9 protein-coding genes and 1 pseudogene are annotated in these 13860 nt (G+C 31.1%); 9 read left to right on the forward strand and 1 reads right to left on the reverse strand.

Going from position 1 to position 13860, the window contains the following annotated elements:
• The first annotated feature begins 7 nt into the window (after positions 1-7).
• The 3 genes from NPA09_RS02455 to NPA09_RS02465 all read left to right on the forward strand — a co-directional run bounded on the left by NPA09_RS02455 (position 8) and on the right by NPA09_RS02465 (position 4961).
• Positions 8-2080, forward strand: a complete 2073-nt coding sequence (locus NPA09_RS02455) for a phenylalanine--tRNA ligase subunit beta (protein WP_129723186.1) — start codon at positions 8-10, stop codon at positions 2078-2080.
• A gap of 258 nt (positions 2081-2338) precedes the next feature.
• Positions 2339-3952, forward strand: coding sequence for an arginine--tRNA ligase (gene argS / locus NPA09_RS02460; protein WP_129723184.1), 1614 nt, complete (start codon positions 2339-2341; stop codon positions 3950-3952).
• Between the two features lie 7 nt (positions 3953-3959).
• Positions 3960-4961 (forward strand): S66 family peptidase, encoded by a 1002-nt coding sequence (locus tag NPA09_RS02465; protein WP_129723182.1) that lies wholly within the window; start codon positions 3960-3962, stop codon positions 4959-4961.
• A gap of 24 nt (positions 4962-4985) precedes the next feature.
• Here NPA09_RS02465 and glyA read toward each other — a convergent pair whose 3' ends face one another.
• Complete coding sequence (glyA, locus tag NPA09_RS02470) at positions 4986-6236, reverse strand: serine hydroxymethyltransferase (protein ID WP_129723180.1); 1251 nt, start codon at positions 6234-6236, stop codon at positions 4986-4988.
• A 79-nt stretch (positions 6237-6315) separates the two neighbouring features.
• On the opposite strand from glyA, the gene asnS reads away from it, so the two are divergent.
• The 6 genes and pseudogenes from asnS to NPA09_RS02500 form a co-directional block, all read left to right on the forward strand.
• Positions 6316-7659 carry an asparagine--tRNA ligase gene (asnS, locus tag NPA09_RS02475; RefSeq protein ID WP_129723178.1) on the forward strand — a complete coding sequence of 448 codons (1344 nt, stop codon included), beginning with the start codon at positions 6316-6318 and terminating at the stop codon, positions 7657-7659.
• Positions 7660-7665: 6 nt separating this feature from the next.
• The gene (locus tag NPA09_RS02480; RefSeq protein WP_129723176.1) at positions 7666-8664 is read left to right on the forward strand and encodes a glycosyltransferase; all 999 of its coding nucleotides are present in this window, start codon (positions 7666-7668) and stop codon (positions 8662-8664) included.
• The gene (locus tag NPA09_RS02485) at positions 8657-9274 is read left to right on the forward strand and encodes an RDD family protein (protein ID WP_129723174.1); all 618 of its coding nucleotides are present in this window, start codon (positions 8657-8659) and stop codon (positions 9272-9274) included. Before NPA09_RS02480 ends, NPA09_RS02485 begins: the two co-directional genes overlap by 8 nt.
• Complete coding sequence (locus NPA09_RS02490) at positions 9275-11464, forward strand: ATP-dependent helicase (protein ID WP_129723172.1); 2190 nt, start codon at positions 9275-9277, stop codon at positions 11462-11464.
• Positions 11457-12890, forward strand: a complete 1434-nt coding sequence (locus NPA09_RS02495) for an MHO_4530 family protein (RefSeq protein WP_129723170.1) — start codon at positions 11457-11459, stop codon at positions 12888-12890. The genes NPA09_RS02490 and NPA09_RS02495 overlap by 8 nt, the downstream gene beginning before the upstream one ends.
• A 96-nt stretch (positions 12891-12986) precedes the next feature.
• A pseudogene (locus NPA09_RS02500) lies at positions 12987-13793 on the forward strand (DegV family protein); the annotation flags it as partial.
• Positions 13794-13860: the final 67 nt, after the last annotated feature.

Raw genomic sequence — 13860 nt, forward strand, 5'->3', positions numbered from 1 at the left:
AGGAATTATGAAGTTTTCTGTTAATAAATTAAAAACTTTGTTAAACCATAACGAACTAACAGCAACACAAATTGCAAACGCAATAAATAAGATCGGATTTGAAGTTGAAGAAATTATTGAACCAATTAAAATTAAGAACTTAAAATTTGGACAAATACTTGAAATTTCCAAAAATCCAAACGCCGACAAATTAAATGTTTGCAAAGTAAAATTCAATGACAAAATCAGAATTATTCAAACTAACGATTCTAGTGTTCAAGTGGGAAAAAATTACCTCGCAATTGTGGATGAAGGATATGCTGGAAACTTAATTATCAAACCAACCGAAATCAAAGGAATTTTATCGCAAGGAATGTTTTGTTCACTTGAGGAAATTGGTTTTAATAAAGATTTAATCGGTAACTACAAAAATCGAATTTTTACACTAGAAACGGACATTAAAAACGATCCAATCAAGACTTTAAATTTAGACGACTATTTTATCGACGTTTCAATTTTAGCAAACCGTAATGACGCCAACTCGTACACAATAATGGCAGCGGAGCTTAGTGCGTATTTTAACTACAAAAATAACCTCGTTTCCCAAAAAATATCATCAGATCTACCAACAGAAAAAATTATTGATTTAGCAAATAAAAAGGATATCGAAAACCTTGTAGCTATTAGATTAAGCAATATTCCAGCCTTAAACATTCAAGATGAATTACTTTTATTAAAACACGACTTCGAACTTAAAAACAACACCGAAAATTACTTTAATTACTTATCAATTCTTTTTGGTCTGCCAATCACCTTTGTTAACAACGATCATAACTTTAGGCTTGAAAAAAAGAATGACGTTCTTTCGCTAGTTTCGAGCAAAAACAAAATTGTCTTGGGAGCAAATAATCTAAATAACATTGAAAATAATTCAGCACTTCTTGTTGCAATTCCTTCAATTACAGATGCAAGAAAAAACCTAAAATCAGCAAAAATTTCAAATTTTAATTCGCAGATTACAATTAAAAAGGTTGCACCTGGTCTTATAAATTTACTTATTTCAAAACTTAAAAACAACATCAATGCCATTGATATCGCAAAACTGGAATCTGAAGAAACGATTATTAAAATTGATAATGAAAAACTTAACCGCTATGCTAACTTTGATTTTGTTAAATCTGAGGCTTTTAAAGATATTAAAAATCGCCTAAAAATTCTTGGCTTTAAATTTCAAAAAAACTTTGTTGTGGTTCCTCAAAATCGCTACGATATCAAAAATTTCGAAGATATAATTGAAGAAATTTTTAGATTTTACGATTATGATAATTTTGAAAAAATCAAAATTAACAAAATCTACACCGAAGTAAAACAACCAAATGTAATTAAAGATATGATGGTTGCTAATAGTTTTAACGAAATTTTAACTTTTACACTACGAAGTAAAGAAGAAGCGTTGTTTGATCCTTTCGATTTTAAAAATACCATTTCACTTCAAACATATGTTTCAGAAAATCACAAATACATTCGTAACTCGCAACTCGTTTCATTACTTGAAGTAATAAATTACAACTACAAACGTAAAGCGGCTATTTTAAACTTTTTCGAAATCGGTTCAATTAATAAAAATAAGCAAAGTTTAATTTTCAGCTCAAATCAAAAATCATTTAATGAAATGAAGCAAATTATCAAAAACCTAATCGGAGATTTTAATCTTGAAAAATGAAGTGATTTTAACTACATTCATACCAATGTTGGAGCAAAAATTTTTAAGAACAATGAACTAGTTGGGTGAATTGCAAAAATTAATCCTAAATACGATCCAACAAATTCAATTTTTGTCGAACTAATCAAACTTGACTTTAGCAGCAAACACAGTTTTCAAGAATATAACAAAGATCCTCTTGCTTACGCAGATTTCACCTACGAATTAAATGAAGGTGAATCAGTCAAAGAATATCTTAATATCTTTAAGAAAATTGATCGCGATTTACAAATTGCCATCATTGATCGTTTTGCAAAAAACAACAAAATTAACACAACATTTCGTGTTTTTGGCAATAAAGAAACGATTGCTGCAATTAACGAAAAATTAAATAAATAAAAGCCAGCGTTGCTGGCTCTTTTTTCATCCCTCGCAAGGCGATGAAATCTATTAGCATATGAAATGAGAATTACATCTCGCAAGAAACTCTTAAGCGACTATGCTGCTATCGCTACCAAGCATATTATTTAAATGTATAAATAACACATCAACCACATTATAACACAAGCTAGCGTGTTATAAAAATTTTTATAAAAAATATTTTAATAAATCGAAAATGGTTATTATATATAATAGTATGTTAATGAAGAGGTCGGTATGAATATCCATGAATTATTAACCAAGTTATTAGAAAATGCAATGCGTAAAATTGATAGCACCTTTAATATCAAAGGCTGCAATTTCATGATTTCTGAACCACGAATACCACAAGAACAAAACCCAGAAAAAATCGAATTTGATTTGTCAGCAAATTTAGCAATAATAATTGCAAAAAAATATAATATAAGCCCAAGTGAATTAGCAAATAAATTACTACACCACTTACAAACTCGGCCAGAAATTATCAAAATTTCTGTTACCACACCCGGGTTTATTAATATTAAATTCAAAAACAACATTTATCTTGACTTCATCACATTTTTATCTAGTCAAAACAATTATGGTTCAAGACAAGTAATGCCAGTAAAAATCAATAACGAATTCGTATCTGTTAACCCCACTGGATACTTACATGCAGGCCATGCAAGAAATGCTGTTGTTGGTAGCGTATTAAGCAACATCTTAAGATATGCTGGTTATATGGTAACAAACGAATACTACATTAATGATGCTGGTAACCAAATTAACATTTTAGCTGATAGCGCTTTTGTAAGATATCAAAATTTATTTAAAATCGAAGCGGAGTTACCCGAAGATTCCTACCGGGGTCAAGATATTATTGACTTTGCCAAATATCTTAAACGTACATACAAAGATTATTTCCTAACCGACTTCGAAAACAAAAAAGAAGAATTTAAGAAACTTGCAGTTGATTGATTTATGCAAGAGGCTAAAAAAGACTTGAAAAAGATGCGAATTACCTTTGAAGTTTTTTCAAGCGAAAAATCGCTATTTGAGCGAAAATTAGTATTAAAAAGTCTTAAGACTTTAGAAAAATATATTTACACCCAAGATGGCGCAACCTTTTTAAAAACATCTGATTTTGGTGATGATAAGGATCGTGTTCTAGTTAAAAGCGATGGTTCTTATACATATTTTTTATCAGACATCGCTTATCACTTAGATAAGGCGAAACGTGCCAAAAAATTAATAAATGTTTGGGGCGCCGATCACTCGGGTTATATCGCACGAATTAAAAATTCATTAACAATGAACGAGTTTGATACCGATAATTTCCACGTTGTTTTAATTCAACTTGTACGTTTAATTAAAGATGGTAGTGAATTTAAAATGTCAAAACGTAGTGGCACAAGTCTAACCATACGTGAACTGCTAGAAAATGTTTCCGTTGATGCTTTAAGATACAACCTTGCTGCTCGTGATGCTAATACAAAAATGGATTTAGATTTGGATTTAGCAACAAAATTAGATGAAAATAATCCAGTATTTATTTTGAAAAATACTTACAAAAAAGTAAATGAATTTATTAGCAACAATAAATCACTAAAAATTGATATAGAAGACCAATACACAAAACCAGAAATTGATTTAATTATTGAATTATCAAACTTTAAAAACATAATCAAAACAATTGCAAAAACCTACAAAATTCAACTTTTACCACAGTATTTAATTAAAATATGTAATTTAGCAAATACGCTACTTAATAACCAAGAAAAGCAAATTAATCTAAATAAAATGTACATTTATAAAAGTTTTAAAACCATACTAGAAACTGGTTTAAAATTGTTAGATATATCAACTCGTTAGGAGATTTATGGAATTTAAAATACCTAAAAAACTTAAACCGGGCGACACTGTTGCCCTAATTTCTCTCTCAAGCGGAATGGCTGGTGAAAATAAGTTTAAGCATCGTTATGAGCAAGGTAAAGCATACATTCGTGATGTTTTAAAACTTAATATTTTTGAAGGTCGTTATTCACTAAAAGGTATTGACTTTGTTGCGAGTCACCCCGAATTACGTGCAGAAGATTTGATGAAGGCTCTTAAAGATGACAATGTTAAAGCTATTTTTAGTAATATTGGTGGATTTGATGCTTACAAAATTTGAGCCTACATCGATAAAGAAGTTTTAGAAAATAATCCTAAATTCTTTGTTGGATTTTCTGATTCAACTTCTGTGCATTACTTATTTTTAAAACATGGTATTCAATCTTATTATGGTCCAAGTGTGTTAGCAACATTTGCCGAAAATGGTGGAATGAACCCATACACAAAAAAATATTTTGAAGCATTGTTATTTAGTGATGCGCAAGTTGATATTGAAGCCTCAAAAGAATGAACTAGTGAATTTCTAGACTGAATAGTTCCTGAAAACAACTTAAAACCACGCAAGTATCAAGAAAACCCTGGTTACACATGAATTTCTAAAAATAATCCAGTAATTGAAGGAACTATTTTAGGCGGTTGTGTTGAAACTCTTGACCAATTACTTGAACAAGAATTACTGCCAAAACCTACTTTTTTTAAAGACTCAATTGTCTTTTTAGAAACTGCAGAAACCAACACAAAACCAATTATTTATGAGAAAATGATCAAGCGTTTGGCACCATATATCTCCAAAGCAAAAGCAATTGTTCATGGTCGTCCATATGGTAATATCTATGCCTACGAACAATTACAAATTCTTAAAGAATTCAAATTACCAATTGTAAGTAATTTTGATATTGGACACACCGACCCAATGGTTACTTTACCACTTGGTGGTAAGATGATAATCAATTTTGAAACCAAAAAAATTAAGATTAAGAAAAAATAAAAAGTGCATCTTTGGCACTTTTTTTTATTCAAAATATTGTTTTTTAATTGGATGAGCCTCTGTCATCGCTTTAACTTTTTCTTTTAAAATTCGGAAGTTGTGATCCGATTGATCACGAAGACACGAGTCGATAATCAAGGCCAATTCTTCAAAATCTTTTTCTTTAAAGTCACGCGAAGTCATAGCCGCCGTTCCGAATCTTAAACCACTTGTAACAGTTGGTGAAAGCGGATCAAAGGGGATTGTGTTTTTATTAGCAGTAATTTTAATTCGATCAAGTCATTTTTCCGCTTCTTTACCAGTTAAGTTATATGACTTCACAACATCAATAATAAATAGATGATTATCAGTACCACCAGTAATTACTTTAACTCCTAATTCAGTGAATTTTCTAGCAAAAGCTCGTGAATTTAAAATAATTTGTTTGGCATACTCTTTAAAACCTGGATTTAATGCTTCCTTAAATGCTACCGCTTTGCCCGCAATCGCATGAAATAATGGGCCACCTTGATATCCGGGGAAAACTCAGCGGTCAATTTTTTTTGCTAGTTCTGAGTCGTTAGTCATAATAACTGCTCCTCTAGTTCCCCTTAAAGTTTTATGGGTTGTTGAAGTTATAACGTCAGCATAACCAACTGGACTAGGGTGACAGCCTGCTGCTATTAAACCTGCAATGTGGGCAATATCGGCCATTAATTTTGCCCCACACGCATCAGCAATTTCTCTAAATTTCTTAAAATCAATTGTTCTTGAATATGCACTATAGCCACAAATAATCACATTTGGTTTAACTTCTAATGCGATTTTTTTAATTGCTTCATAATCTAAAAAACCATTCTCGTCTACTTCATATGTGTAAGCATCGTAAAAAATACCACTAAATGAAATTTTATAACCATGTGTTAAGTGCCCACCAGACGCTAAACTTAAACCAAGAATTTTGCCTCCTTTTGGCATTAATGCAGCAAGCGCAGCAGCGTTTGCTACTGAACCAGAATAAGATTGTACATTTGCAAATTTAACACCAAAAAGCTCCTTTAAACGATCAATTGCTGCTTGTTCAACAACATCAACATTTTGACATCCACCATAATATCTTTTTTTAGGATATCCTTCTCCATATTTATTAGTTAAAATTGATCCCGTTGCCTTTAAAACATCTTCGCTAACATAGTTTTCCGAGGCAATTAATTCAATATTTTGTGTTTGTCTACGCAATTCACTATTTATTGCTTTTTCAATGATTTTGTCGCTTAATTTGATTTTTTTATACATTTTAGTCACCTACTAACTTAATATTTTATATAATTATAAATGAATTATATACATAAATACTAAATACGTAAGGAGTGCAATGATAATAGAATTTTTCAAAAATCCACAACTCTACGATCATAAGGAAATTGAGATTTGTGGCTGAGTAGAAACAGTAAGAGGAAATAAAAAGATAGCATTTATTGAACTTAATGATGGCAGTACAATTAAAAATTTACAACTTGTAATTAAGAGTTCAGATGCTGATTTTGACAAGGTAGAAAAGCTTTTTATTGGAAGTGCAATTCGTGTTTCTGGAACTATTAAACACACACCAAGCGCAGCACAAGCACTTGAGTTAAGTGTTAAAAAACTAGAACTCTTAGCTGTTTCGGAAAATGACTATCCAATTCAAAAACAACAAATGAATTTAGATACATTGCGTGAAGTACCTCACGTTCGTCACCGAACAAAATACTTGCGCGCTGTAATGTTAATTCGTTCAAAACTAGCCCAAAATATCCACGGTTACTTTGCAGAAAAAGGATTTTTTAATGTTCATTCACCAATCATTACATCAAACGATGGCGAGGGCGCGGGCGAAACCTTTAATGTTACAAGTGACAAAGAAAAAAACTTTTTCGGTAACAATAAAGCAACACTAGGAGTGACAGGTCAGTTGCACGCTGAATCATATGCAATTGGTTTTAACAAAGTTTATACATTTGCACCAACATTCCGTGCAGAAAATTCAAACACTAAAAAACACCTTGCTGAATTTTGAATGATTGAACCCGAAGTTGCCTTTTGTGACCTTCGTGGCATCATTACTTTAGCTGATGATTTATTAAAAAACGTTATCAATAAAACAATTAAAGAATTACCATTTGAATTTGAGTTTTTAAATCAAAGAAGTAATAACACTTTATTTGAAAAACTCAACAAATTTCTTGATTTTGGCTTGAAAACTCTTGAATATAAAGATGCCATTGAAATCCTTGTGAAACACAAAAAAGAATTCGAAAATCAAGATATCAAATTTGGTACAGACTTAGCGACCGAGCACGAACGCTTTTTATGTGAAAAATGAGCTAAAGCCCCTGTTGCAATCATTGATTACCCAAAAGATATCAAAGCATTTTATATGTACCAAAACGATGATAAAAAAACAGTGGCCGCATTTGATTTACTGGTTCCCGGAATTGGCGAACTTGTCGGTGGAAGCCAGCGGGAAATTAGGTATGACAAACTTCTTAAACGAATCAAAGAAGTGGGAATTTCGCAAAAAGAAATTCAATGATATCTAGATTTAAGAAGATTTGGCGATGCTGGATCAAGTGGATTTGGAATTGGGTTTGAACGTTTAGTAATGTATTGTACTGACACTGAAAATATTCGCGACTCAATCCCTTATCCTCGTACAGTAAATAATTTAAGAATGTAGGTGAATATGAAGTTATCAATTATTGGAGTCGTAAATACGAAAATTACAAACATCAGTGATTATTTAAAAGCTATTGCTAATCAAAATAATGATGATTTTGAGTTGATTTTGATAATTCAAAAAGTTAGTGATAAATTACTTAACCAACTTGACAATATCCCAAAAGAATTAAAGGACAAAACAACAATTATTAGCAACTACAAAGATTTGAGTATGGAATACTTGATGCTTTGTGGATTAAGAATAGCTAAAGGTGAATACATCTCATTTGTTTTTCCTAATTCAGTGATTCGTCCATATACAACACAAGTTTTTATCGATGATATTAACAAATACAACACTGATATCATTGAATACAAACCACGTTTAATTGGTGATGTTCGTTGAAAACCAAGCGCTCGACTAGATGAGAAAGTTACTTTCGATAGTAGCAACCCCATTTATGTTGCACTTGCTTTTCCATTTATTTTTAACAAGTTGTTTAAAAATGAATTAGTTCAAAAAGTTTTGAATATTAAAGAAAAACTTGACAACAACTCAAAATTTAGTATTGAACTTTTATATTACTTATTATTCAATGCTAAAAGTTACAAATACAACGATTATCGCGTATTACGTGAAATCGTTGACAAAGATTTTGTAATTACACCAAATACATTTAAAAGTGTATGAGAAGACCTTGAAAAATACTTACTTCTTAAAGAAATTCGCCTCAATCATGAATTAAAATATGCTCGCTTTTACTATTCGTGTATTTTAACACCTGGGCTTTTATCAGGTGTTACATTTTGAAATTTACTTGGCATCAATACAAAATCAAACCGTTTTTCTAAACTAAACCTTGAAAAAACAGACAAATTTATTAGCAAATTGTTTGATAACGAATTTAGCAATTTTGGATTCAAAAACAAATATATGAGTTTAGGTCTTATTGAGAATGAACTCATGAAAAATAAAATACCACAAAACGAATGAAAGAAAATATTAAAAGTTTTACATGAATAAGTACCAGAATGCAAGTTTTTGAATCCGGTTTTTAAGCGATATTATTAACCTTGGATTTTTTTTCGGTTTTGAAACAGCTGCTTACTACGTTTTCAATTTATTTGCAAACCCTTGAGTTGGTTTTGGTCTTTTGCTTTGTTTTACACTTTTCTTATTGATTTTTAACTATTTGTGTTTACCATTAATCACAAACTTTGGTAATCTGGGAATGATTGTAACAAGAATTCGTTTTCTAAGTGAGAAAAAAAATAAAAGCATTTTAAAACGCAACATCTTCACCTCGTTTTTATGGTGCTTGATTCTTATTATTACTTGTTGTGTCATGCTTCCGTATCACAACTTAATGGATCATAATGGCAAAATGGATTTGAAAAAATTACCTTTGTTTGTCAATATCATTGTTTACATCATTTCGGCTATTATGACTTTTTGATTCTTGCTTATGTTTTTAAATTATGTTGTTATTTTAGTTAGAGCGAAACGAAGAAGTATTATCGACTTTTTAAGCGATCAGCGCGTTGTCTACAACAAGCAAGTTACAGCACAAGATGATCAATACATCTTATTACCACTTAAAATTACACACGAACAACTAAACTGAAAGGAATAAATGAACGAAATTACAAATATTGAAAAGAAATTAACTGAAGATCTTAATCCGCAGCAACTTGCTTCGGTCCTTTATGATAAAGGACCTTTACGAATTATCGCAAGTGCCGGTAGTGGAAAAACAAAAGTTTTAACTCGAAAAGTTGCTTATTTAATTAAAGTTATTGGTGTAAGTCCCAACCGAATTTTGGCCATTACCTTTACAAACCGCGCTGCTAATGAAATGAAAACTAGAATTAGCAGCTACCTTTCAGATGATGTTGAAGTTTTTGCGACAACATTTCATGCTCTTTGTGCGCGAATTTTACGAATTGACATTGACAAAATTGGTCGAAAAAAAGATTTTCATATTGTTGACAAAAAAGATTTACGAGATATTTTAAAAAGAATTTATGACCGACTTGAAATTAATGATAATGTGATTCCTTACTCGGATATGTCGGATTTTATTCACATTACCAAAATCAAGAATATCGACTTAAACGATTATGTAGAAAAAAACAAACATAATGTAACTGAAGTAATGAAAGTAAGTATTTTTGAAGAATATCAAAAAACACTTTTAGCAAACAATGCACTTGATTTTCACGATTTACTATTAACCACAAAGTTCTTATTCGAAACCAAACCAGAGATTCGTGATAAATGAGCACATCGTTTTGATTATGTCCTTGTTGATGAGTTCCAAGATACTAACGAAGTCCAATATGACATTATCAAAGTAATTGCTGAAAACGCGAAAATCACTATCGTTGGTGACCCTGACCAAACAATTTATAGTTGACGGGGCGCCAAAGTTGATTTAATGCTTAACTTTGATAAAGAATTCAAAGATACAAAAACCGTTACTCTTAACCAAAACTACCGATCAACTAAACGGATTCTTGCCAAGGCAAATAGTTTGATCAAGCATAATAAAAACCGTCTAGATAAGGAGCTTGTAACCGAAAACCCAGAGGGAGATGAACCTGAATTTTTCCATGCTTTTAGCCCTCAGGCCGAAGCCCTTTGAGTAATTAAAAAGATTAATGAACTAAAAAAAGCCAAAAATCAACTAAAATCAATTGCTATTTTTTACCGTTCAAATTACTATTCACGCCCATTTGAAGAAGCGCTGATCAAAGAAAATATTAACCACAAAATTTTTGGTGGGGAACGGTTCTTTGAACGAAAAGAGGTTAAAGATGCACTTGCCTTTTTAAGAGCAATATATGATGGAAACAACATCTCATTTAATCGAATTATTAATGTACCACCTCGTGAACTAGGAACACAAACCCAATTAAAAATTCTTGATTATGCCAACATTAAGAAAAAAAATGTTTACGACTGCGTAATTGAACATATCAATGACGCAGGTTTCCCTGTTCGAACAAAATCAGCACGTCGTAATTTGGCCAAGCTTATTCGTTCGATTCAGTTTTATAGAGAGGCGCTAAAAACCAACCGAATTTCTGTTGTACTTGATAAATTCTTACAAGAGATTGGCTACTACCAACAAATTAGTGGTGTTTCAAACTTAAGGGGTTCGGCCATGGATAACATTCGCGAATTGTTAGAATCAATCGAAGAATGAGAAAAAAATAACGCGGACAAGAACGTTGCCGATTACTTAGAAAGTATTTCATTACTTTCAAGTTCAAATGATGAAAATTCAGTTAATAATTATGTGTCACTAATGACTATCCATGCTGCTAAAGGTTTACAATTCGACAACGTATTTATTGTAGGATTATCTGATGAAATTTTCCCTTCACGTAAAAGTAGTGAAACTGATACATTTAGTACTGCTAAAGAAAAAATGGAGGAAGAAAGACGACTTGCTTATGTTGCAATTACCAGAGCAAAAAAACGACTTTTCCTTTCAGATAGCCGGGGCACATACTACAACTCAAATCGTCCCAAACGTCCATCAAAATTCTTAAAAGAAATGGGAATTAAAGTTAATTCATTACTTCCACATAACTTAATACCTGCAGAAGATATTACCCAAGAAATTGAAGTTGTTTTAGAAAATCGCGAAGTTTATGTTAACGATATCATTTCACATTCAACGTTTGGTGAAGGTGTTGTAGTTGATGTTAATAATGACACTATTGATGTTAAATTTAATAACAAAAAATTTGGTAAAAAAACACTAATGAAATCACACATGTCATTTCAAGTTTTAAAGCGAGGAAATGATGAATAATATTAAAAGTGCTTTAATTATTGCCATTATTGTTATTACCCTTGTTCAAGCGATTACAATTGTTCTTTGACTCTCTTTACACCAAAAAAACATACGTTTTAAATCACTTGGTGAAATGCAATTTTTATACGATTCAGAAAACAACCGATTTAAACGTGTTGGATGAAGAAACTTTCGCCGCGACCGCCCCACTAAAGGGTTCCTAAGAGGCTTTGCAAATTACGAATGATATAATCTAAGCGCACTGCTAAAACATTTGTCAGTTGCAAACAATGTTCGTTTGCGCGAAACATTTCTAATTAAGGAAGCGCACACAAGTATACAAACAACGAATTTTGTTGTCGAAAACACAATGTACTCAATCAACATTTTTCCCGTCAACGAAAACAATGAAATGTTTTTCACAATTTCGTGAAATTTCAACAAAAACGTTGACTTTCCGTTGAAAAAATACGTTTTTAACAACTTAAAAGAATACCGAAATTTAGCGATTATTCCTCTTAATTTTCGTAATGAATTAGGGCAAAACTCAATTCTATTTAAAGAAGAGTTTATTGAAAAAATTAAAAGCAAAGACTCTTTATTTTTTTACGAGGATGCTAATTTATTTTACTTAATTATTGCTTGCAAAAAACACAAACAACTTTTAAGAAAGATTGAGCGTTTTAACAAACATAATTTGGATTTATTTAAAATAAATATTCACTTTACAACAAACAGTAATATTTATGCAAAATACTACGATATCACTGATTACAACAATGACATCAATGCTTTACTTGCAGTATTTAAAGAAGATCTTTTTACTGACATTTTTGTTGATACAAAACTTCAATATTCAGACCTATCAAATAACAAAAACCTTAGTGAATTAGTTGAAATTTTCGAATCCAAAATAACTGGCTTTAATAAAAAAACAACAATTGGTAATTTGTTACAAATAAGCCCTAAAGCAAAAAATTATAAACTACAATATTTATCGAAAATTTGAACAAATATCTGCCAACGTGTTGTACTTGATTTGCTAAGTAAATCTGATTATACTCACAATTATATTGTGATTGATGATTATATGATTAATGATGAACTCCTTAATGTTGAAAGCAATTACAAGTACTTAATATTGAATATTTCATTCAATCATAACAATCAAAAAATTTATAAATCTAACAAATATAAAGGCTTTGTATTTTGCGATTATAAGGAAAAATACGTTGATTTATTCAAACACGCAAAATCGAAGCTTGTAATTGTAAAAGAAGAATATATTCATGATCTTTCGCCTAAAAAATATGCGACATTACTCGATATCAGTAAATTAAGTCAGGCCAACGATGTCAGTTTAATTTACGAAAAAATTCCTACCAATCTTGGTGAAAAGCTAACAAACGACCTAAATATTGCTTACACACTAAAACAAGAATAGTGTGTTTTTATTCTTTGTAATTGAAAAAATACAGATAGAGTATAATTTATCATACTATGAAGAAACTAGGAATTATATTAGAACTCTTTCGCTTGTAAAACTGCTGACGAAATGGCAGCATTAAAAATGGGATTTTTACCTTTACAAGTAGAAATAGATGGCAACTTATATATTGATGGAATTACAAAATCAAATCGTGAATTAGGCAACTTAATCAAAGCAGACTCTGTCGTGAAAACATCGATGCCTAATCTTGATTTAATCAAAGCGAAATTAAAAGAATATTGTGAAAGTTACGAACAAGTATTATATTTAGGACTATCTTCACAATTGTCAGCAACTTTTAATACCGTTACTCAGTTTGGAAAAAAATATCCCAACTTCCACAGCGTTGATAACGCTTTTGTTGGTGAGCAATATGTACGAATGGGAAGATTTGCCCAAGAGTTATATGAACAAACTGGTGATATGGAACTAGTCAAAACTAAACTAACTGAATTTAACTCACAAACAGTAACCTACATCATCCCAAGAAACTTAAATCGTTTAATTGGTGGCGGTCGCTTAAGAGGGGTAAAAAAATTCATCATGGTTGCACTTCGTTTTCTACCACTAATCAAATTTGAAGCAACTGGTAAGGTAGGAGTTGACAATATCAAACGAACAGTTACAGGAATTATCAAAACCGCTGTCGATCATCTCAAAAAACGAGCTTCACAATTAAAAGAGTATGTCGTTCAAATAATTTACGGCATCGATGAAGAACTTACCAAACTAGCATCAAAGACGCTTGCCGAGGAAGGGTTAGAAGTTAGTGATACTAATTTTGGTTCAAGTCTAATTATGTCACACACAGGCGCTGATGCCGTTGCCTTAACAATCTATCCAAAATTAACAATTTAAATCGGTTTTTGCCGATTTTTATTTTTACTAAATATTCTATATTTAATATAATAGTTAATATATTAAA

The organism is Mycoplasmopsis equigenitalium, assembly GCF_024498255.1.
In the GTDB taxonomy this organism is placed as follows: Bacteria; Bacillota_I; Bacilli_A; order Mycoplasmatales; family Metamycoplasmataceae; genus Mycoplasma_H; species Mycoplasma_H equigenitalium.